A 21,671-nucleotide genomic window follows, 5' to 3' on the forward strand; every position below is an offset into this window, starting at 1 on the left:
AACAAAAAGGGCGCCGCAACGGACGCCCCTTTCCTATTCTGCTGTGGGTACCAATCAGCCGGCGAGTGCGACGGCCACGGCTTCGATCGCTTCGGCCGCCTTGTCGCCATCCGGACCGCCGGCCTGGGCCATGTCGGGACGGCCGCCGCCGCCCTTTCCGCCGAGAGCGGCGGATGCGACGCGAACGAGGTCAACGGCGCTGAGCTTCGAGGTCAAGTCGTCGGTCACGGCAACGACCGCGCTTGCCTTGCCATCGCCGGAAACGCCGACGAAGGCAACGACGCCGGAGCCGAGGCTCTTCTTGCCGTCATCGGCCAGGCTCTTCAGATCCTTGGGCTCGACGCCCGAAACGACCTTGCCGAGGAAGCGAACGCCGGCGATTTCGCGGGCGGCATCGGCCGAACCCGCTTCGCCGCCACCACCGAGTGCCAGCTTCTTCTTGGCCTCAGTCAGCTCGCGTTCCAGCTTGCGGCGCTCGTCGAGCAGCGCCTCGACGCGGCCGAGCACGTCGCCCGGCTGAACCTTCAGCGTGTTGGCGAGCGTCTTCACGCGCTCGTCCTGCTCGTTCAGATAAGCGCGTGCCGCTTCACCGGTCAGCGCCTCGAGGCGACGAACGCCGGCGCCGACGGCGCTTTCCGAGACGACGCGCACCAGGCCGATGTCACCGGTGGCAGACACGTGCGTGCCGCCGCAGAGTTCGACGGAGTAAGCGCGGTTGGCCTTGGAGCCGTGGATGCCGCGGCCCATCGAGACGACGCGAACCTCGTCGCCGTACTTCTCGCCGAAGAGCGCCATCGCACCTTCGGCAATCGCATCATCGACGCTCATCAGACGCGTGGTCACCGGCGTGTTCTGGACGATGATCTCGTTGGCCATCTCTTCAACGACCTTCAGCTCCTCGGCCGTCATCGGCTTCGGATGAGAAACGTCGAAGCGCAGGCGTTCCGGCGCTACCAGAGAGCCCTTCTGGGCCACGTGGGTGCCGAGCACTTCGCGAAGCGCCTCATGCAGGAGGTGCGTTGCCGAATGGTTGGCGCGCAGGCGCGAGCGGCGGGCGTGATCGACGTCGAGCTGGGCGGCGTCGCCGGTCTTGACCGTGCCTTCGGCAACGGTCGCGAAGTGGACGAAGAGCCCCTCGCCGCGCTTCTGCGTGTCGGTGACGGTGAGCTTGCCGCTTTCCGTCGTGATCGTGCCGGTATCGCCCATCTGGCCGCCCGACTCGCCGTAGAACGGCGTCTGGTTGAGCACCACCTGGACGGTGTCGCCCTTGGCGGCGGTTGCTACGACAGCGCCATCGCGCACGATCGCCTGGATCACGCCCTCGGCGGTCTCGGTGTCATAGCCGAGGAAATCGGTCGCGCCGTGCTTTTCCTTGAGCTCGAACCAGATGGTCTCGGTCGCAGCTTCACCGGAACCGGCCCAGTTGGCGCGGGCTTCGGCCTTCTGGCGCTCCATGGCAACCGAGAAGGCGTCGGTGTCGACGGTGATGCCCTTGGCGCGCAGCGCGTCCTGGGTCAGGTCGAGCGGGAAGCCGTAGGTGTCGTAGAGCTTGAAGGCGGTTTCACCGTTGAACTGGTCGCCTTCAGACAGATCGGCAGATGCGTCGGACAGCAGATTGAGACCGCGCTCCAGCGTCTTGCGGAAACGGGTTTCCTCAAGCTTCAGCGTCTCGGAGATCAGCGCTTCGGCGCGCACCAGTTCCGGATAGGCGCGGCCCATCTGGCCGACGAGTGCCGGCAAGAGCTTCCACATCAACGGATCCTGGGCGCCCAGCAGCTGCGCGTGACGCATCGCACGACGCATGATGCGGCGAAGCACGTAGCCGCGGCCTTCGTTCGACGGCAGCACGCCGTCGGCGATCAGGAAGGCGGACGAACGCAGGTGGTCGGCAATGACGCGATGGCTGGCGCGACGGTCGCCCTCAGCCTTGACGCCGGTCGCTTCTTCCGAAGCCGCGATCAGCGCGCGGAAGAGGTCGATGTCGTAGTTGTCGTGTTCGCCCTGGAGAACGGCTGCGAGACGCTCGAGGCCCATGCCGGTATCGATCGACGGACGCGGCAGGTTGACCCGCTCTTCCTTGGTGATCTGCTCGTACTGCATGAAGACGAGGTTCCAGATCTCGATGAAGCGGTCGCCGTCTTCGTCGGCCGAGCCCGGAGGTCCGCCCCAGATATGGTCGCCGTGGTCGTAGAAGATTTCCGAGCACGGGCCGCAGGGGCCGGTATCGCCCATGGCCCAGAAGTTGTCACTGGTCGGGATGCGGATGATGCGGTCGTCGGAGAAACCGGCGATCTTCTTCCAGAGATCGAAGGCCTCGTCGTCGGTGTGGTAAACCGTGACCAGCAGGCGCTTGGCGTCGAGGCCATACTCCTTGGTGATCAGGTTCCAGGCGAGCTCGATCGCGTTCTCCTTGAAGTAATCGCCGAAGGAGAAGTTGCCGAGCATTTCGAAGAAGGTGTGGTGACGCGCGGTGTAGCCGACATTGTCGAGGTCGTTGTGCTTGCCGCCGGCGCGAACGCACTTCTGCGCCGTAACGGCCGTCGAATAGGGACGCTGCTCCAGGCCGGTGAAGACGTTCTTGAACTGCACCATGCCGGCATTGGTGAACATCAATGTCGGGTCGTTGCGCGGCACCAACGGGCTCGACGACACGACCTCGTGACCGTTCCTGCGGAAATAGTCGAGAAAGGTCGACCGGATTTCATTCACGCCGCTCATCTTGCGTCCTATTCTTAAGCACCGATTCCGGCCCGGGTACGGCCCACGCCGCGCCACTAAGCCATTGTCCCTAAACCCTGCGGCCACCCGTGGTGACCGCACCCTCCAACGCGCTGGGTCGCCGGAACCAAAGGCTTTTATCGCTCACATATCCGACTGTCCAGACGCCAGCAAAAAACCGGCCGCCCACGGGACGACCGGTTTTCTGGTAACCTCAGTGGACCGAGCGGCTTATGCTTCCGGCGGCTCGTCACCGTCGTCCGCTTCCGGACCGCCATTCTCGAGGAACCGATCAGCGATCAGGCCGGCGTTCTGGCGCAGCGCCGTCTCGATTTCGCGCGCGAGATCCGGATTGTCGCGCAGGAACGTCTTGGCGTTCTCGCGGCCCTGGCCGAGACGCTGGCTGTTGTAGGAGAACCAGGCGCCAGACTTTTCGACGATGCCGGCCTTGACGCCGAGGTCGACCAGTTCGCCGGTCTTCGATACGCCCTCGCCATACATGATGTCGAATTCGACCTGCTTGAAGGGAGGCGCCATCTTGTTCTTGACGACCTTGACGCGGGTCTGGTTGCCGACGACCTCTTCGCGCTCCTTGACCGAGCCGATGCGGCGGATGTCGAGGCGAACCGAGGCGTAGAACTTCAGCGCGTTGCCGCCGGTGGTGGTTTCGGGCGAGCCGAACATCACGCCGATCTTCATGCGGATCTGGTTGATGAAGATGACCATGCAGTTCGACTTGGAGATCGACGCCGTCAGCTTGCGCAGCGCCTGGCTCATCAGGCGGGCCTGCATGCCCGGCAGGCTGTCGCCCATTTCGCCTTCGATTTCGGCGCGCGGCACGAGCGCTGCAACCGAGTCGACGACGAGAACGTCGATCGCGCCGGAGCGCACCAGCGTGTCGGTGATCTCAAGCGCCTGTTCGCCGGTGTCGGGCTGCGAGATCAAGAGGTTTTCGAGATCGACGCCGAGCTTGCGGGCATAAACCGGGTCGAGCGCGTGTTCAGCATCGACGAAGGCGCAGATGCCGCCCTTCTTCTGTGCTTCGGCGACGGTCTGCAGCGCCAGCGTCGTCTTACCCGAGCTTTCAGGGCCGTAAATTTCAACGATGCGGCCCTTCGGCAGGCCGCCAATGCCGAGCGCGATGTCGAGGCTGAGAGAGCCGGTCGAAACCGTCTCGATCTCAATGATGCTGTCCTTCCCACCGAGCTTCATGATCGATCCCTTACCGAACGAACGTTCGATCTGGGAAAGTGCCGCTTCAAGTGCCTTGCTTTTATCCACCGATTTGTCCTCTACGAGCCGCAAAGAGTTTTGTGCCATTTGGTCCACCTTTAGGTTATTGAAGCTACCGAGGCAATGAAGCCGCCGCAGGAGTTTTTGTACATGTTTTGTTCCATATTTGCAAGAGCGCGACAACACATTGAAAAACAATAGCTTTCCACGATACGTTCGATTCTTGTTCACGGAACGAAACCAGAGTTTTCGAATGTTGGCGCCAGCCCTTCGAACCTGCCCGGCAAGGCTCGGCCGATTCGCCTGCGCATGAGACTTTGGACAGGTTGGGCGCGTGGCGCTTCGCGACGCGGCATTGCAGGATGCCAACAGATATTCGGCCGAGCGGCCAAGCAGAGGAACATTCATGACGCAAGCTGACATCGCCGTTTTCGGTGGCGCGCATATCGACAGGCGCGGCCGTATATCGGGAACGACAGCGCCCGGATCGAGCAATCCGGGAAGCTGGTTCGAAGAAGCGGGCGGCGGTGGTTTCAATGCCGCGCGCAACCTGGCGCGGCTTGGCCACAGCGTGCGCATGATCAGCACCCGCGGCGGTGATGCGGCCGGCGAGATGGTGACCGCAGCCGCGGCCGCCGCTGGCGTCATCGACAGTCCCCTCACCTTTCTTGACCGCCAGACGCCGAGCTATACGGCGATCCTCGAAAACGACGGCAATCTGGTGATTGCGCTTGCCGACATGGAGCTCTACCGGCTGTTCTCGCCACGGCAGTTGCAGCGGCGGGCGCTCCGCGAGGTCATCGCCGCGAGCAAGCTGGTGCTGACCGACGCCAACCTGCCGGAAGAAACGATCGCCGCACTTGCCCAGTCGGCTGCCGGCAACGGCCGCCTCGTCGCCGGCATCGCTGTTTCGCCGGCCAAGGTCATCCGCTACCGGCCGTGCCTCTCGCATCTCTCGTTCCTGTTCATGAACGAATCCGAGGCGCGGGCGCTGACCGGCAAGGAGGCGGCCGAGGCGGAAGAATGGCCGGCCCTTTTGCGCGGTCTCGGCATCAACGGCGGCGTCGTGACCCGGGGCGGCCGTACGGTCGTTGCCTTCGAGGGCGACAGCGCCTGTGTCGTCGTGCCGCCGGCCCTGCCCGCCCTTGCCGACGTCACCGGCGCCGGCGACGCGCTCGCCTCCGGCTTCCTTTCCGCCCGCCTTGCCGGCCGCGATATCGCCGATTGCCTGCGGCACGGCATCGCAGCCGCCGGTTTAACGTTGCGTTCTCCCTTGGCCGCATCCGAAGAGATGTCCGCGGCCAATCTCGAACAGGCGCTGGCCCTTGTGCCCACGCCCCAAATGCTGTCATGACATTTGCCAGCAGAACTCCCAAGGAAAGACCATGACCAAACCCGCTTCCCCCTTCCTGCCGATGGAATATTCCGACGAGGTCGCAGCCGCCAAGGCGCGTGGCGCGCCGATCGTGGCGCTGGAATCGACCATCATCACCCATGGCATGCCCTACCCGGGCAACCTGAACATGGCCCGCAGCGTTGAAGCGATCATCCGCGAACAGGGTGCCGTGCCGGCGACCATCGCCGTCATTCATGGCGTACTGCACATCGGCCTTGACGATGCCAAGCTCGAAGAACTGGCCAAGACCCAGGGCGCGATGAAGGTCTCGCGCGCCGATCTCGCCTTCGCGATCGCCGAGCGCCGCACCGGCGCGACCACCGTCGCCGCGACGATGATCGCTGCTGCCCGCGCCGGCATCCGCGTCTTTGCGACCGGCGGCATCGGCGGCGTGCACCGTGGCGCCGAGCTCTCCTTTGACATCTCCGCCGACCTCGATGAACTCGCCCGCACCGGTGTCATCGTCGTCTGCGCCGGCGCGAAGGCGATCCTCGACATTCCGAAGACGCTCGAAGTGCTCGAGACCCGCGGCGTTCCGGTCGTCACCTATGACAGCGAAATCTTCCCGGCCTTCTGGTCGCGCGACAGCGGCCTCAAGAGCCCGCTGATGCTGAACAGCCCGGCCGCGATCGCCAACTTCCAGACCATGCGCGAGCTGCTCGGCGTCGAAGGCGGCATGCTGGTCGCCAATCCGGTTCCGGAAGCTGCCGAGATCCCGCGCGAAGAGATGGAGATCTACATCGCCCGGGCGCTCGACAATGCCGAGAACGACGAGATCACCGGCAAGGCGGTCACGCCCTATCTGCTCAGCAACCTCTTCGAAATGACCGAGGGCCGCAGCCTCGAGACCAACATCGCGCTGGTCGAGAACAATGCCCGGCTTGCCGGCGAGATCGCCGTCGCGTTGAACGTGAAGTAATCCGGTAAGAAACGGCGAGAAATTGAGAAGCCCGGCCCGCAAGCGCCGGGCTTTTTACATTGGCGAAGGCTGACGATGCGTTGGAAGTTTGATCAAGCACCTGATGTTGCCTGCGTTACCTGCCGCTCGGTGCTCGCGGGGCACCCGGTTCTCGTCGCAACACATGGCTAAAGCGCTCGTGGTCGCGATGGCGGAGGTCGTCGAGCGCCACACCGACCTCGACGAGATCGCCGATCTTCCTCCCGGCTGGTCGGCAACGCGCGCCTCGGCCAACGGGCCTTGGTCAAGGCAGCAGAACAACTAGGGGCGGAAGCCTAACGTACCCAGCGCCGGACCCCGGTCGATATTCCCTGGCGTTTAAAGGTCCTAGGAATCGAGCATTTCGCGCACGGATACCGCCAGCTGCTTCAGCGAGAACGGTTTGGGCAGGAAGCCGAACTTGGCATCCGCCGGCAGGTTGCGGGCAAAGGCGTCTTCGGCATAGCCCGAGACGAAGATGAACTTCAGGTCCGGGTACTTCTTGCGCAGTTCGGTCAGGAGCGTCGGTCCGTCCATTTCCGGCATCACCACGTCGGATACGACGATATCGACGGCGCCGTTGAGCTCGTCCATGATGTCGAGCGCCTCGACGCCGGAGCCCGCTTCGTAGACGGTGTAGCCGCGCGTTTCCAGCATGCGCTTGCCGCCGCGGCGAACAGCCTCCTCGTCCTCGACGAGCAGCACGACTGCCGAATCTCCGGTGAGATCGGTCGGCTCCTCGGTCTTGACCACGGGAGCCGCTATCGTCTGCACCACCGGCGCAGCAACGGTTCCGGTGCCTGCCTGCGCGGGCTCCTCGGGCGCAACCGGCACCTCGATATGGCGCGGCAAGAGGATGCGGAAGGTCGTGCCCTTGCCCACTTCCGATTCCGGATAGATGTAGCCGCCCGACTGCTTGACGATGCCATAGACCATCGACAGGCCGAGACCGGTGCCCTTGCCCACTTCCTTGGTCGTGAAGAACGGCTCGAAGATTTTGTCGAGGATTTCGGGCGCAATACCTGTTCCCTGGTCGGAAACTTCCACCATCACGAAGTCTTCGTCCGGCAGCTCACGGCGTCCGAAGGCCGAAACCTCCGCCGCCGGCAGATTGCGGGTGCGAAGTGTAATGATGCCGCCTTGGGGCATGGCGTCGCGGGCGTTGACCGCGAGGTTCAAAAGCACCTGTTCGAACTGGCCGAGATCGGTCCGGACCGGCCAGAGATCGCGGCCATAGTCGACCTCGACCTTGACGTTCGTTCCGGTCATGCGGTCGACCAGCATGCGCAGGTCGCCGATCACGTCGGTCATGTTGAGCACCGTCGGCCGCATCGTCTGCTTGCGCGAGAAAGCAAGCAGCTGCCGCACGAGAACAGCGGCACGGTTGGCGTTGCGCTTGATCTCCATCAGGTCGGCGAAGCTCGGGTCGGCCGGCCGGGCAGACAGAAGCAGGTGGTCGGACGACAGCAGGATCGCCGTCAGCACGTTGTTGAAGTCGTGCGCGATGCCGCCGGCAAGCGTGCCCACGGCGTTCATCTTCTGCGTCTGCGCCATCTGGTTTTCGAGCGCTTTCTGCTCGGTAATCTCCAGCGCATAGATGATCGCCGCTTCCTCCGGCGCCTGATCGGTCTGGTCGATCACGGCATTGACGTAGAAGCGGAAATGGCGCTCGCCATCGGTCGGGTGCAGCGCGTCGATCGGCGCGATGTCGCCCTGCCGGTCCTTGGCGGCCGCCAGCGCGTCGTGCAGGCGAAGCTTCTCGGTTTCGTGCACCACTGCATCGATCAGCGCGCCGCGCTCGACGTCGTCCTGCGAGACGAGACCGGAAAACAGCTTCAGGAACGGCGCGTTGGTGCGCAGGATCCGGCCATTGCCGTCGACCGAGGCGATCGCCATCGGCGTATTGTTGAAGAAGCGGGTAAAGCGCATCGCTGCGCTCGACGCCGACTGGTCGCTGTCCTCGCCGCCCTCGCGCGACATGACGATGGTGCGGCTTTCGCCGGGCGCGCCGTCGCGGGTCGAGGAGACACGGTGGATCATGCGCACCGGCAGGCTCTGGCCGTTCAACTTGCGCAGGTCGAGGTCGAGCATCTTGGTCTTCTTCAGACCCGGTTCGGCCTGCACCGCCTGGACGAGCGTCAGCCCCTCACCGGCCACCAGATCGCCAATACTTATCGAGCCCGGCTGGAACTTGGTGAGATCGATGCCGAGCCAGTCGGCAAGCGTGGCGTTGATATAGAAGATCTCGCCCTTGCGGCCGGCGGAGAAGAAGCCGGCGGGTGCGTGATCAAGATAATCAATCGCGTTCTGCAATTCCTTGAAGAAGCGCTCCTGGTCATCGCGTTCGGCGGTGATGTCGGCGATCTGCCAGAGATAGAGCGGATTGCGCTCGCTGTCTTCGAGCGGCAGCACGCGTGCCTTCAGCCGGAACCAATGGGCGCCGGAGCCGGTGGCCGCACCGGTCGCAAGCGGCTTCAGCAGGCGGAATTCCTCATGCCCCTGCTTGCCCTCGTGCAGGCCGTTGGTCAGCCGGTAGATTGCTTCCGTCGCCTCGCGATTGCGCGACAGGATCGTTTCGAGCGATTGGATGCCGGCAGCGTTCCTCGCGCCCGTGAGCGCGCCATAGGCGGCGTTGGCGTAGATGATCCGGCCCTTCCGGTCCGTGACGATCGTGCCGTCCTCATGCGCATCGAGAAAGGCACGCGCCAGTTCGTCCGGGCGCGATTGCGGCATCACCTCGATGAAGCCGATGACCGAGGACACGAGAAAGAAGATGCCGACCATGGCGAGAACGCCGAGGATGCCGAGCACGATCTCATTTTCCATCTGGTTCCGGAAGATCACGAAGGCGATGGCCGAGACGGTGAGGACGATCGCCAGCAGCACGATCCGCAGCACGGTTCCGGGCCTGACGCCACGGTCAACAACCGGCATCTGGTAGTCGCCTGACTGCCGCAATTTCGTCATCGGGTCCTCTTACGCGGCCGGCGCCGCGCGCGGCGCGGCCCAGCCCTTCCGGCCGGCATCCGCTCAAACCGCCGGGCAAAATCGGCCATAGCCGACACGCCCTCGATCATTCGGACAAGAATCATCTTTAACAATCAGAGATAACAGCAAAAAGCACCTGTGCGGAAGCATTCGAGCCAATTCACAGGGAATGTCGGCGAAGTGCTTGTCCGAGCCCGAAAAAAGCCGTCAAATACTGCCACTCGAAAGGCAGAAGGAGTTCACCCTATGATGGAAACGATCATCGCCGACAACGGCAGCCGGTTCGTCGTCGCCGCTGCAGCGGTCGCGATTGGACTTTTGTGCCTCGTGGCTGTGCTCTGGATCATGCGCAACCGTCCTTCCTCGCCATTCATCCGTGGCGGCAAGAACCGCCAGCCGCGCCTGGCCGTGCTCGATGCTGCCGCTGTGGACACCCGGCGCCGTCTCGTGCTCGTGCGCCGCGACGATGTCGAGCACCTGATCATGATTGGCGGGCCGACGGATATCGTCATCGAAAGCCGGATCGTCGCCGGCGGCGACGAGCGCCCGTCCGTCAGCGAACGCTCTGCTGTCATCGAACGCAAGGTGACCGAACCAGTGGGTGAAAGCCGTCCGGCAGTCAGGGAACCCGTTCAGCAGCCCGCGCCGACAATGCAGGCCGAACCCGTCGTCGCGACGCCAGTTCGCCCCATCACCCGGACAGAGGAACAGCCCGTCGCTCGCGTCGAGCCGGTGGCGCCCATGCGCGTTACGGCCGAACAGCGCCCGGTGGCAGCACCTGCCCTTGCTGCAGAGCAGCGCCCTCTCGCTCGCCCTGTCGCCCAGCCCGCACCCGAGAGCCCGTCTATCACCTCCGTCGCAGCACCCGCGGTCAACGTCGATGCAGCCATGAACCGCCCTGTGGCAATGGCGCAGACTGTACAGCCGCAACCCATTCAGATGCAGCCGGCCCAGCAGCTTCAGCGCCCCGCAGCGATCATCCAGTCGCAGCCTCAGCCCCAACCGCAGCCGGCTCCTGCGACCGCCCTTTCTGATTTCGAGCGCCTTCTCGACGCGGAGATCACCGGCGACCTGCAGCGCCTGGGTCCGGCAACATCGGTCACTCCGGAAAACCGTGCGCCGGCCCATTCCGGCCGTCAGGAGCCGACGCTTGGCGCGCCTGTCGCCGACGGCGGTCATAAGGAGCCGACAATCGAAGAAGAGATGAACCGCATGCTGGCCGACATTTCCGCCGGGCGGAAGCCCTGATTGCCGCATTGGCCTGGCGGCGACGTCAGGCATCGCGACGGCAGCGAGATACTTGTCTGAGCCCAGGCATCGAAGCGAAGAGCCGCTTCGTTGCTTCGGAATAAATTCGGGACAACGGAAAAAGGCGCGGTTTGACCCGCGCCTTTTTTCAGACTGTTACGAAAGCCCGAAAGCTTATTCGTCCCGGTAGACCTTTTCCCGCCGCTCGTGGCGCTCCTGCGCCTCGATCGAGAGGGTCGCGATCGGACGGGCGTCCAGTCGCTTCAGGCCGATCGGCTCGCCTGTTTCTTCGCAGTAGCCGTAGGTACCTTCGTCGAGACGCTGCAACGCCGCATCGATCTTGGAGATCAGCTTGCGCTGGCGGTCCCTGGCTCTGAGCTCGATTGCCCGATCAGTTTCGGAAGAAGCCCTGTCTGCGAGATCCGGATGATTGGCGCTCTCCTCTGCCAAGTGATCCAGTGTCTCGCGTGCCTCGCGAAGGATGTCGTTTTTCCAAGCGTTCAACTTGGCCCGGAAGTACGCCCGGTGGTTGGCATTCATGAATTCATCGTCCTCGGAAAGGACGAAGGTACTAAGATCGATCTTCTCACTCAACGCGATTCTCCTGAAGAACATCTCATTGCGGCGGTGTATAGACCTATGGAAGCTGTGATTCAAGCCTCGCAACAGACACTCAACCGTATTTTAATGTTGCTAGCGTTTCAGGCTAACTGACGAATATTTCATCAAAATTACACATCGGATCTTGATTTCCAACTTGCGCCCACCGAAGCCGCCGCCTCTGCTCGCTGAAAAGTGACAATGACGTGTTTGCGCCATTTTACCGTCCATTCACGACCGCGGCAAAGCGCAGCACCGGCAGTCCCCGAAAAAATCACGGCGGCCAGCTTGATCTTTATGGTGCGTGCGGGGAAAGGTGACGGTCTGCCGGCCGACATGAAAGCCGGCAAAATTCTACCCTGTCGCTGCAACCGGCAGGCAACGCCGGAACCGATCGATGCAAGACAGCGCCCCCAAGGCTCTCCGCCTCTACCTCCTGCGGCACGCCCGTTCCGGCTGGGCCCTGCCGGGCCAACGCGATTTCGATCGGTCGCTGGACGAGGTCGGCTACATCGATGCGGAGCGGCTTGCCCAGACGGCCGCAGACCAGGGCATCCGCCCCGACCGCATCCTCTGTTCGACGGCGGTGCGCTGCCGCGAAACGGCCGAGCCGTTCTTCCGCACGGTCAGCGAAGAGCTGGATATCCGCTACATCGATGCGCTCTACTCCGGTCCGACGAGCATCTATCTCGACCTCATCGATGCGCACCGGCATGTAAACGCGCTGATGCTCGTCGGCCACAATCCGATGATCGAACAATTGCTCTGCAACCTGGTGGGCGACGAGGCCGCCCGCGAGGCGCTTCCCGATGGATATCCGCCGGCTGGCCTGGCCATTCTGGATCTGCCGTCTGACGCTGCCTCCGCCCGCCTGGTATCGCTGCTGTTGCCGACGCCATGAAGGCGCACCGTAAGAAGAAATGACACGTGCGCGTTGCGGCGCCGCAATTAGTGCCTATATCGCGGAGGCAGCCCGCAGCCGATCGTCGTTCGGCGGGCCTGACGATGCGAACGACCCCGGGAAACACGCCGCAAGAAAGACCAAGACTTGGCGCCTAACCTGACCAGCTTCAAAGACGACGCGCTGATCGCGCTCGACAACCTCACCGACCGCGCCTCCGGCCTCGTCAATCCCTCGATCCGGCTCGGCGTCACCGGCCTGTCCCGTTCGGGAAAGACCGTCTTCATCTCGTCCCTGGTGCACAATCTGCTGAACGGCGGGCGCCTGCCGGTGTTCGAGGCGGTGCGTTCGGGCCGGGTCTCGAAGGTCAGGCTCGAGCCGCAGCCCGACGATGCCGTGCCGCGTTTCCAGTATGAGGATCATATCGCAGCCCTGGTGCGCGATCGCATCTGGCCAGACTCCACGCGCGCCATCTCGCAGCTGCGCATCACCCTTGAATATGAGAGCGCCAGCGGCTGGAACCGGCTGTTCTCGCCGGGCCGGCTGTCGCTCGACATCGTCGACTATCCCGGCGAATGGCTGCTCGACCTGCCCCTGCTCGCGCAGGACTTCCGCGAGTTCAGCAACAATTCGGTGGCGCGCGCCCGTGCACCTGGCCGTGCGAAGTTGTCGGCCGAATGGCTGACGCTTGCGTCGTCGGCTGGCTCGACGGCGACAGCCGACGAAAGCAGCGCCCGCCGGCTCGCCGAGAGCTTCACCGGCTATCTCAGGGCCTGCAAGGCGGACGAACGCTCGCCCTCGACCCTGCCGCCTGGACGTTTCCTGATGCCGGGCGACCTCGAAGGTTCGCCGGCGCTCACCTTCTCGCCGCTTCCGGACCTACCCGAGGGCCGCGCACCAAAGGGTTCGCTCTGGGCGATGATGGAGCGGCGCTACGAAGCCTATAAGAAACATGTCGTCAGCCCGTTCTTTCGCGAGCATTTCGCGCGCCTGGACCGGCAGATCGTGCTCGTCGATGCCCTGCAGGCGATCAACAACGGCCCGGAGGCGCTGCTCGATCTCGAGCAGGCGTTGGCCGACGTGCTTGCCTGCTTCCGTCCGGGGACCAACAGCTGGCTTTCGTCCTTGCTGACGCGACGGATCGACAAGGTGCTGATCGCAGCAACCAAGGCGGATCACCTGCATCACGAAAGCCACGACCGGCTGGAGCGCATCGCCGCGCGCCTCGTCGATCGCGCCGCCGAAAGCATCGGATTGAGCGGCGCCGGCCTCGAGGTCATGGCGCTCGCATCGGTCCGGGCCACCCGCGAAGCGACCGTCAACCACGACGGCCATGCGCTGCCGGTCATCGTCGGCACCCCGATTGCCGGCGAGAAGATCAACGGCGAAATCTTCGACGGAGAAAGGAAAACAGCGATATTTCCCGGTGACTTGCCGGAAGATCCTGAAGTTCTTTTCAAGACGATGGAGACCCGGTCCGGCGCGACGACCTATCTCGAAAGCGCTCATCCGCTGCCGGAACTCAGCTTTGTTCGCTTCCGCCCGCCACATCTTGAGGAAACCGGCGGCGGCTTGAAACTGTCGGTGCCGCATATCCGCCTCGACCGGGCCATGCAATTCCTGTTCGGAGACCGGCTCGCATGAGTGACGACAGCAACGGTCGCAGCCGCCGTCCCGGCGCCTTTTCAGTTGGCGAAGACAAGCCCGCCGAGGCCGGTCCGCAGCTGCGCGCGCGGCGCGCGCCCGCAAGTTTCGACGACAATGTGGTGCTGACACCCGATGCGGAAGACCCGTTCCGCGAGACCACGCTTGCGGTGGAGGCCCTCGCCTTGCCCGAAGCAAGTCCTCGCAAGCGCCGCCTGTCAGTTGGCAAGATCGCGACCGGCGCCCTCGGCATCATCCTGTCACTGGCTGCCGGCCTCTGGGTCGACCGCCTGCTTCGCGATCTCTTCGCGCGTGCCGATTGGCTCGGTTACGCCGCGCTTGCCGTCGTCGCGATCGGACTGCTGGCGCTGCTGATCGTCGTTGGCCGCGAATTTTCGGGGCTAATGCAGCTCACGGCGATCCAGAAGCTGAAAGCGGAAACGGAAGCGGCGGCCGCTTCGGCCAGTGCTAAACCCGCGCGCGCGGCGCAGGCAAAGCTCGTCCACCTGCTGGCCAGCAATCCGCGGACGGCGCGCGGGCGCACACGGCTGAAGGAAAGCGAAGGCGAGATCATCGACGGTCCGCACGTGATCGAACTCACCGAGCGCGAGCTGCTCAGCCCACTCGACCGCGAGGCGCGGCGCCTCATTCTCGCGGCTTCCAAGCGCGTGTCGATCGTCACGGCGGTCAGCCCGCGGGCGCTCGTCGACCTCGGCTACGTCCTCTACGAATCTGCCCGCCTGATCCGCGCCATGGCCGAACTTTACGGCGGTCGCCCCGGCACGCTCGGCCTCTTGCGGCTGATGCGCGACGTGATCGCTCATCTGGCCGTCACCGGCTCGATCGCCGCCGGCGACAGCCTGATCCAGCAGGTGCTCGGCCACGGGCTGGCTTCGAAGCTCTCGGCGCGCCTGGGCGAAGGCGTCATCAACGGCCTGATGACCGCACGCATCGGCATCGCCGCGATGGACCTTTGCCGCCCGATGCCGTTTCGCGCGCTGAAGCGTCCCGGGATCGGTGATTTTCTCGCCGACCTCAGCCCCGGCGCAGGACGCGTGATTGGCGAAAGCGGCGAGAAATAGCGCGGTCACGCGAAACTAGATCCCCGCATACCAGTCGTAGCCGAGATCTTCCCAATAGCCGCCGCGCCCTCGACCGAAGGGCGCGAGATCGGCAACGACTTCGATCGCCTTGATGTACTTCGCCATCTTGTAACCCAGCTGGCGCTCGACCCGGACGCGCAGTGGAGCACCGTTGGCGACCGGCAAAGCCGCGCCGTTCAGGCCATAAGCGAGGATCGTTTGCGGGTGATGCGCATCGAGCATATCGATCGATTCGTAATAGGCGACCGAGCCGCCAAGGCCGAGCGGCATGCTGTCGAAGCAATGAAAGACCACGTAACGCGCCTCGGGCTTCACCCGGGCTTCATCGAGGACGCGAGTAAGGGCAACGCCGCTCCACTTGGCGATGCAGCTCCAGCCCTCGACACAGTCGTGTCGAGTGATCTGGGTGCGCGACGGCATGTTTCGCAGCTCTGCAAGCGTCAGGTGAAGCGGTCGCTCGACCAGGCCGGAAACGCGAAGCTGGTATCCGGAAAAGCCGTCCTGCTTCAGCGCGAGATAGGTCGCATCACCCGGGTCGGTGGAGCCGTTCGGTCGTTGCCCCTGCCGGATCTCGCTCTCGGCAAATTCCGGCGCCAGCCGCTCAGCCGGCACCAGCAGCCGCTGTGCTCGGTAAGTAAGGCTGTTGGCGGATGCGAGAAAGTCGCGCACGCGACTGCCGCCGCCAACGAAGCCGTCGAGTGCGTCGCACCCGGCAAGCGGCAACGACGAGACCGTAGCCCCCGCCGCCGCCAGGAAGCGCCGGCGACTGAGGAGGAACGTGCTCATGTTCTTCCTCCCCGGTCCATCGAACGCCTGATGCGATAACGCCCAGTAATCATCGACCGCATCTCGTTGATCGGACCGGCGGCAAAAACCATGGCGATGTGCACAGTGAAGAAGCCGACGAGCAGAAGCATCATGACGAAATGGATCGTGCGGGCCGACTGCCTGCCGCCAAAGAGTTGAACCAGCCAGGGCCAGCCGGCGTCCATGCCCGGCGACATCGTCAGCCCTGTCGCGATCATGAGAGGAAAAAAGACCAGGAGAACAATGCCGTAGGAGAGTTTCTGCAAGCTGTTGTAACGCCCGTGATGTTCGAAGCGAAACTGCAGATGCGCGATGAAGGTCGCGGGCAAGGCGCGGATGTCGGCCAAAGCGGGAAGAATGTCCCGCCGCAGGTGACCGTTGATCGCGCTTGCGACCAGCCAGATGGAATAGACGACGGCAAACATCCAGGCGAAGAAGAAGTGCACGACGCGGCCGGTGGCGAGGTCCTGGTAGGACGGCAAGGTCAACCAGGCCGGAAAAGCCCGATAGGCCCGCTCCTGTTCCGGCCCGCTGACGCCCAGGACACCAGTGGTGTCAACGCTCAGCCCCAAGACTGTCGTCAGGCCGCGAACCTCGCCGCTTCGTTCACGCACAGGCCCAATCGACAGGATGCTGTTGTCGAAGGCAAAACCCGACTGCTGCCCGACATAGAGTGCCGGGTGCGCGTTGAAGATCTGCAGGCCGCTGAGAAACAGAAAGAACAGCGCGCCGGCCCATCCCCAATGGGTAAGCCGGGTTGTCAGCCGGTGCCGCGATATCACCAGGCTCTGATGTGCGTCTGATGCGGTCGATTCGGAATCATGTCCTGCTGTAACCATGGGAAATCTCCCGTTTCCCATGGTTATACGTAGCGCGATTGGGGCAAGTTTCATGTCCCCGCACAATGCTCGCCGAAATCCGCCAACCCACTGTATTTCCTAAGCCAAAAATGCTGTGGTCAATCCGCTTTTCGGCCACAAAGAAGCCGCGCACCGCACCGCGCAGAAACCGTCCGTTAACCATTTGCGCGCAAATGTGGCTTTCAGTTTCGGACGTTGACCCATCAAGGATCGTTTATGTTCTCGCGCCCTTCTTTGATCGCTCGCGGCGCTGCCGCCTTCGCGCTTGCAGCCACCGTCGGCCTTGCGACACCGGCTTTTTCCGGCGCCAAGGACAAGGTCTTTTTCGAGAAGGTCGCGGGCCAGTGGAAGGGCCCGGGCGAGATCGTCGCGGGCAAGTACAAGGGCACCAAGTTCACCTGCGATCTCTCGGGCGAACCGGTTGCGGGCGATGACACCGGCATCAAGCTCGACGGCTTCTGCCGCGTCGGCGTGTTCAAGCAGCCGATGTCGGCGCTGATCACACAGAAGGGCAACACCTATACCGGCAAGTTTCTTGACGGCGCCGAGGGCAAGGGCCTGGATATCATTTCCGGCAACGTCGCCAAGGACAAGGTCGTCGTCGGCATCAATCGCAAGAAGCTGAATGGCGCCATGATCGCCCGTCTGCAGGACGACCAGACGATGAACATTACCATTTCGGTCAAGGTCGAAGAAACGATGGTGCCGGTCATCGGCGTCAGCCTCAACCGCCAGATCGACGCGATCGCTGTCGGCTCCATCAAGTAACGTTCAACATCCGAATAAACGACAAAGCCCCGGCATCGACCGGGGCTTTGTCGTTTGTGGATTATGTTGCGGTCCTGTTCAGGCGCCTGCGCGCCACCAGCTCATGTCACCATCCGCAACCTCGATGCCTGCGACGTCAGCCTGCTGCAGCCAGTCGCCGACCGGACGGCCGCCGACAGCCATGTCGGCGGCGAAATCGGCAAGCGGCATCAGTACGAAACCGCGCTCGGTCATCCTCGGATGCGGCAACTCCAGTCGCCCGCCCGCTTGCGCCATGCCCTCGAAGGTCAGCACATCGATGTCGAGCGTGCGCGGCCCCCAGCGCTCGTCGCGAACCCTCTTCATCGACCGTTCGATATCAAGGCAGGCGTCGAGCAGGGCTTCGGGCTCGAGCGTCGTGTCGACCTTGGCGCAGGCATTGTAGAACCAGGCCTGGTCCGTCTTGCCCCAGGGCGGCGTGCGATAAAGGCGCGAGACGGCCTTGACCACGCAGTCGTCGCGGGCATCGAGCAGGCGAAGCGCTTCGGCCATCGCCTTGCGGGGATCGCCGAGATTGCCGCCAAGCCCGAGTGTCGCTGCCCGCCAGTTCACCTCAGACGACATGCTCGACCGTCACTTCGACATAATCGAGCACACCCGGAACCGGCGCATTCGGCTTGCGGATCGACACCTTGGCGCGCTTGATCTGCGGGAAGCGCACGCAGAGCGTCTTGGCCACTTCCAGCGCCAGCGCCTCGATCAGATAGCGGCGGCGACCGGTGACGATGCGCTCGATCTCCTGGAAGGCGATGCCGTAATGCACGGTGTCTTCGATCGAGTCGTCGACCAGCGCCGTTCCCTGTTCGACTTCGAGCTCGGCATCGACGAAGAAGCGCTGACCGAGAAGCTCCTCCTCATCGAAGACGCCGTGGCGCGCGAAGAAGGCGCAGTTCTTGAGGGTGATGATATAGGTCGCGCTCATGCTTCTCAGTCCCATCGGCTTTCTTGGATCGCCATGATTGCGCGGTCGAGCCGCTCAGCAGTCATGCGCGTGATTGGTAGTCACAGGTTCAGGCGGAATGCGGACGAGAAAATCTCACCTCGCTCTGGCGTGCAGCATAGCATCCGCCATCGCCAGTGCATCCTTGCTGTTTGCGACATCGTGTACGCGGAAAATTGAGGCGCCGGCAACGCGCAAAAGCGCCGTTGTCGCGGCCGTCGCCATGTCGCGATCGGCCGCCTCTCGGCCGCTGACCGCGCCGACGAAGCGCTTGCGCGACGTTCCGACCAGGAATGGCAGCTCGAAACGGTGCAACTCTGCGAAGCGCGCCATCAATTCCAGGTTCTCATCCGTGTCCTTGGCGAAGCCGAAGCCCGGATCGAGAATGATGCGATCCCGCTCCACGCCGGCAGCAGCCGCGATCTCAAGCGACCGGTCGAGAAAATGAAACTGATCGGCGATCACGTCTGCGAGTTTTTCACGGCCCCGGCCCGTATGCATGACGCAGATGCCAGCGCCGCTCTTGGCGGCGACAGTGGCAATGTCGGGTTCGCGCTGAAGGCCGTGCACATCGTTGACGATATGCGCGCCGGCGTCGACCGCAAGCTGGGCGGTCGAGGCTCTGTAAGTGTCGACGGAAATCAGCGCATCGGTATCACGGGCAAGCGCTGCGATGACAGGCAGGATCCGCGCCTGTTCTTCCTCGGCGCTGACGGGCGCCGCATCGGGGCGTGTGGATTCACCGCCGATATCGAGGATCAAGGCGCCCTCCTCCAGGCAGCGCATCCCTTGCGCGACCGCGGCAACGGCATCGATAAAACGGCCGCCATCGGAAAAAGAATCCGGGGTAACATTGACGATCGCCATCAAAACGCCACGCGGCCCCAGTTCGAGGCTGCGTCCATGCGCCAGCTTCCAGCTAAATTTCTGAAATGGATTGTAAGTCATTTTCCCTCACCATCCGCATACGGCCGGGAGCCATCGTTTTGCTGTTGCGCCGGCGCTGGCTATGCCCCAAGCTTGATCGAAGTTCAACCGAAGAGAACCACGCATTGATGTCCCGAGTACGCGTCCCGTTCAAAGTCGCCCTTCTTGCTCTCCTGGTTGCCGCCCCGCTTGGCACGGCCTCGGGCGAAACCGTGGTGAACAAGAGCTTCTCCTATTTTTCGATCGGCGGCCGGACTGCGGAAGAACTGGACAAGGCACTCTCGGCCAGCGGCCCGATGATGAAATCGACCGGCGCACGGCATCCGGGCGCGACCCGCATCAAGTTCGGCGGCTCGATCACCTACGTCAGCCGCAACGGACGCTGCGCCGTCGGCTCGGCCCGCGTCACTCTCAACACGCGCATCATTCTGCCCAAATGGAAGTACCGCCGCCAGGCCGGACGTGACCTCGCCCTCGTGTGGGACACTCTGTCGAGTGACATCAAACGCCACGAGGAGCGCCACGCGGAAATCGCCCGCAATCACGCGCGGCGGATGGAGAAGATGTTCCTGGCGTTGAAGCCGCAGGACACGTGCGAAGAGATGCAGGAAAGCGTTGCCCGCGTCAGCGCAACCGCGATAGAGGCGCATGACAAGGATCAGGCTCGCTTCGACCGCACCGAAGCCGCCAACTTCGACAAGCGCATGATCCGTCTTCTGCAATACAGGCTGGAGACGCTGAAGAAAGCGCAACAGTAGATAGCAAAGCCGGAACCCCGAAGAAGAGCCTGACTATAGTCACGGCTCGGGCCATTTCAGCGGCAATACCCACAGTATTTTATTGGTGAAATATAACGATGGCTGCCGGCCGGCGACTCATCTATATTCAAACCAATGAGAGAGGGGCCGGGACAAAGACTAGCCCCACAAATTGAATAGGTTATGCGCGACGCGATTGCGGCGCGAAAAGCTTAGATGTTGCCTTTACTTTGAATTGCGCAACGTTGTTCACTTGAAAAGAAAAAGAAGAAGCGAACAGCGGAGCCGGAACGGGTTCTCCTGGCGTGTCTTGGTGCAGCAGATGTTCCCTCCCTCATCTGTATGCGATGCGCCCTCCTCGCCTCGCTTGTCCAACGACCGGCGAGGCGCTTTTTTTGTGCGGAGGTCTGAAGGAAGGGGCGTGGGACGCAGGCGTTAGGCCTGGCGCTCCGGCACGTGCACGACGAGACCGTCGAGCGCATCGCTCATCTTGATCTGACAGGAAAGCCGCGACGTCGGGCGGACGTCGTAGGCAAAGTCCAGCATGTCTTCTTCCATGGCTTCCGGAGCGCCGACGGTCTGAGCCCAGGCATCGTCGACATAGACATGACAGGTTGCACAGGCGCAGGCTCCGCCGCATTCCGCTTCGATGCCGGGAACCGAATTGCGAACGGCGTTTTCCATGACCGTCGAGCCGTTCTCGACATCAAGTTCGTGGCGCGCGCCATCAAAGGCAACGATCGTAAGTTTTGTCATGTCTCTTTCCGGAATGAACTGGTGGATTGGCCGGGCGCAAGGCCTGTTGAGAAAAGAACCCCGCGGGCGCAAATTCAGGGAAAGTTCTTCCAACAAATCGGCCGGCCAGTCAACAACGGCCGTCATTCTGTGCGTCGCCGCAGATCGCGTCGGTAGCAATGGCTGCCGGCACGGCGCCCTCTATGCGAGGTGCGGGCATCGTGCGACAGACAGGGGTCGGTTAGGCCCCCTGTCTGCTCGGGAGCCGCTAGCGGCAGAGCTTCAGAATGAAGAGCTCGGCTTCGAGCACGGCCGATGCGAGTTGGTCGCAGAGCGAAGATTCGGCCGGATTGTGTTCGATCGCGCCGGCAACGCTTGCAACGTCGACGGCACCAACCGCAAGGGCTGCGCCCTTTAGCCGGTGGGCTGCCTGGGCACGGGGCGTGCCCTCGCCTTCGGCGATTTCCTTCAAGACCTGGCGCGCTTGGCGCGCAAAGAGTTGCAGCACTTCGATTTCGAGCGCCTTGTCACCCATCGTCTGGACGGCGAGGTGAGCAAAGTCGATCGGCTTTTTGCCTGACGCAGAAGAGTTTCCCGGACTATCCGGGGCTTCAAAGGCAATCCTGAGGGCCGCCATGAGCCAATTTCCCTATTGTTTGTTTGATGTTGGCCTGTTTCCGGCATCGCTTCATCGGGAGCGGTGCCGCCGCCCGCACTGTTCAGACTTCCATCTTTGGCGGGCTCCGGCACCTATTGGCTCAAATCCGGGCGCAATATAGGCAGTATTTTGGGAAAATGGTTAACGTCCGTTAAACTCTCTGATTTCCTTATCTTTTCCGGCTTTTAGACCTGCATCGCATTAAGATTTCATTAGGATTTTAATCAACCCCAAGCGCTCTTAATTGTAAGAACCCAGCTAATGTGTCACTACGATACGCTTAGGAACGGACCCGCGTACGAAAATGGCAACCGTTCCGGTGGATAAGCTCGACGCGTGGTCCCATTCGGCCACAAATGCGACTATCCGTCGAGGCAATGCAGTGGGTGATCAGTAGGGTATTGCGTAGAT

20 protein-coding genes are annotated in these 21,671 nt (G+C 63.0%); 9 read left to right on the forward strand and 11 right to left on the reverse strand.

Annotation, left to right across the window (positions count from 1 at the left end):
- Positions 1–54 precede the first annotated feature (54 nt).
- The gene (alaS, locus tag IB279_RS09570; RefSeq protein ID WP_034794561.1) at positions 55–2,718 is read right to left on the reverse strand and encodes an alanine--tRNA ligase; all 2,664 of its coding nucleotides are present in this window, start codon (positions 2,716–2,718) and stop codon (positions 55–57) included.
- Between the two features lie 231 nt (positions 2,719–2,949).
- Entirely contained in the window at positions 2,950–4,038 is a 1,089-nt protein-coding gene (recA, locus tag IB279_RS09575) for a recombinase RecA (RefSeq protein ID WP_043614579.1), read from the reverse strand.
- Positions 4,039–4,357: 319 nt separating this feature from the next.
- Between recA and IB279_RS09580 the strand changes: the two genes are divergently transcribed.
- The 3 genes from IB279_RS09580 to IB279_RS09590 all read left to right on the forward strand — a co-directional run bounded on the left by IB279_RS09580 (position 4,358) and on the right by IB279_RS09590 (position 6,570).
- A complete protein-coding gene (locus tag IB279_RS09580; RefSeq protein ID WP_089044110.1) occupies positions 4,358–5,305 on the forward strand; it encodes a carbohydrate kinase family protein in 948 nt (315 codons plus the stop codon).
- A 31-nt stretch (positions 5,306–5,336) separates the two neighbouring features.
- A complete protein-coding gene (locus IB279_RS09585; protein WP_034794581.1) occupies positions 5,337–6,266 on the forward strand; it encodes a pseudouridine-5'-phosphate glycosidase in 930 nt (309 codons plus the stop codon).
- Positions 6,267–6,429: 163 nt separating this feature from the next.
- Positions 6,430–6,570, forward strand: coding sequence for a hypothetical protein (locus IB279_RS09590; protein WP_181529491.1), 141 nt, complete (start codon positions 6,430–6,432; stop codon positions 6,568–6,570).
- A gap of 62 nt (positions 6,571–6,632) precedes the next feature.
- On the opposite strand, the gene cckA is transcribed toward IB279_RS09590, so the two are convergent.
- On the reverse strand, positions 6,633–9,251 hold the full coding sequence (gene cckA / locus IB279_RS09595; RefSeq protein WP_090293870.1) for a cell cycle histidine kinase CckA: 2,619 nt from the start codon (positions 9,249–9,251) through the stop codon (positions 6,633–6,635).
- Positions 9,252–9,518: 267 nt separating this feature from the next.
- Between cckA and IB279_RS09600 the strand changes: the two genes are divergently transcribed.
- Positions 9,519–10,520, forward strand: a complete 1,002-nt coding sequence (locus IB279_RS09600; protein ID WP_192339178.1) for a flagellar biosynthetic protein FliO — start codon at positions 9,519–9,521, stop codon at positions 10,518–10,520.
- Between the two features lie 174 nt (positions 10,521–10,694).
- On the opposite strand, the gene dksA is transcribed toward IB279_RS09600, so the two are convergent.
- Complete coding sequence (gene dksA / locus IB279_RS09605) at positions 10,695–11,114, reverse strand: RNA polymerase-binding protein DksA (protein WP_034794589.1); 420 nt, start codon at positions 11,112–11,114, stop codon at positions 10,695–10,697.
- Between the two features lie 403 nt (positions 11,115–11,517).
- Between dksA and IB279_RS09610 the strand changes: the two genes are divergently transcribed.
- The 3 genes from IB279_RS09610 to IB279_RS09620 all read left to right on the forward strand — a co-directional run bounded on the left by IB279_RS09610 (position 11,518) and on the right by IB279_RS09620 (position 14,747).
- On the forward strand, positions 11,518–12,021 hold the full coding sequence (locus IB279_RS09610; protein WP_112770860.1) for a histidine phosphatase family protein: 504 nt from the start codon (positions 11,518–11,520) through the stop codon (positions 12,019–12,021).
- A 147-nt stretch (positions 12,022–12,168) separates the two neighbouring features.
- A complete protein-coding gene (locus tag IB279_RS09615; protein WP_112770861.1) occupies positions 12,169–13,665 on the forward strand; it encodes a YcjX family protein in 1,497 nt (498 codons plus the stop codon).
- Positions 13,662–14,747: a YcjF family protein gene (locus IB279_RS09620; protein WP_112984275.1), complete on the forward strand. Its 1,086-nt coding sequence runs from the start codon at positions 13,662–13,664 to the stop codon at positions 14,745–14,747. The genes IB279_RS09615 and IB279_RS09620 overlap by 4 nt, the downstream gene beginning before the upstream one ends.
- A gap of 15 nt (positions 14,748–14,762) precedes the next feature.
- Here the strand turns inward: IB279_RS09620 and IB279_RS09625 are convergent, their stop codons facing one another.
- Entirely contained in the window at positions 14,763–15,554 is a 792-nt protein-coding gene (locus IB279_RS09625) for a molybdopterin-binding protein (protein WP_112770863.1), read from the reverse strand.
- The gene (locus tag IB279_RS09630) at positions 15,551–16,414 is read right to left on the reverse strand and encodes a cytochrome b/b6 domain-containing protein (RefSeq protein WP_112770864.1); all 864 of its coding nucleotides are present in this window, start codon (positions 16,412–16,414) and stop codon (positions 15,551–15,553) included. Before IB279_RS09630 ends, IB279_RS09625 begins: the two co-directional genes overlap by 4 nt.
- A 237-nt stretch (positions 16,415–16,651) precedes the next feature.
- Between IB279_RS09630 and IB279_RS09635 the strand changes: the two genes are divergently transcribed.
- Positions 16,652–17,203 carry a hypothetical protein gene (locus tag IB279_RS09635; RefSeq protein ID WP_034794604.1) on the forward strand — a complete coding sequence of 184 codons (552 nt, stop codon included), beginning with the start codon at positions 16,652–16,654 and terminating at the stop codon, positions 17,201–17,203.
- A 78-nt stretch (positions 17,204–17,281) separates the two neighbouring features.
- Here the strand turns inward: IB279_RS09635 and folK are convergent, their stop codons facing one another.
- The 3 genes from folK to folP all read right to left on the reverse strand — a co-directional run bounded on the left by folK (position 17,282) and on the right by folP (position 19,130).
- Entirely contained in the window at positions 17,282–17,806 is a 525-nt protein-coding gene (gene folK, locus IB279_RS09640) for a 2-amino-4-hydroxy-6-hydroxymethyldihydropteridine diphosphokinase (protein ID WP_090293878.1), read from the reverse strand.
- Positions 17,796–18,164 (reverse strand): dihydroneopterin aldolase, encoded by a 369-nt coding sequence (gene folB, locus IB279_RS09645; protein WP_034794609.1) that lies wholly within the window; start codon positions 18,162–18,164, stop codon positions 17,796–17,798. Before folB ends, folK begins: the two co-directional genes overlap by 11 nt.
- A gap of 114 nt (positions 18,165–18,278) precedes the next feature.
- Positions 18,279–19,130, reverse strand: coding sequence for a dihydropteroate synthase (gene folP, locus IB279_RS09650; RefSeq protein ID WP_034794612.1), 852 nt, complete (start codon positions 19,128–19,130; stop codon positions 18,279–18,281).
- Between the two features lie 107 nt (positions 19,131–19,237).
- Here folP and IB279_RS09655 point away from each other — a divergent pair, with 107 nt between their 5' ends.
- Complete coding sequence (locus tag IB279_RS09655) at positions 19,238–19,867, forward strand: DUF922 domain-containing Zn-dependent protease (RefSeq protein WP_034794616.1); 630 nt, start codon at positions 19,238–19,240, stop codon at positions 19,865–19,867.
- Between the two features lie 435 nt (positions 19,868–20,302).
- On the opposite strand, the gene IB279_RS09660 is transcribed toward IB279_RS09655, so the two are convergent.
- The gene (locus tag IB279_RS09660; RefSeq protein WP_034794619.1) at positions 20,303–20,623 is read right to left on the reverse strand and encodes a 2Fe-2S iron-sulfur cluster-binding protein; all 321 of its coding nucleotides are present in this window, start codon (positions 20,621–20,623) and stop codon (positions 20,303–20,305) included.
- A gap of 247 nt (positions 20,624–20,870) precedes the next feature.
- Entirely contained in the window at positions 20,871–21,239 is a 369-nt protein-coding gene (locus IB279_RS09665) for an Hpt domain-containing protein (protein ID WP_192339179.1), read from the reverse strand.
- Positions 21,240–21,671: the final 432 nt, after the last annotated feature.

Origin of the sequence: Ensifer sp. ENS06, assembly GCF_014852205.1 — a bacterium.
GTDB lineage: Bacteria > Pseudomonadota > Alphaproteobacteria > Rhizobiales > Rhizobiaceae > Ensifer > Ensifer adhaerens.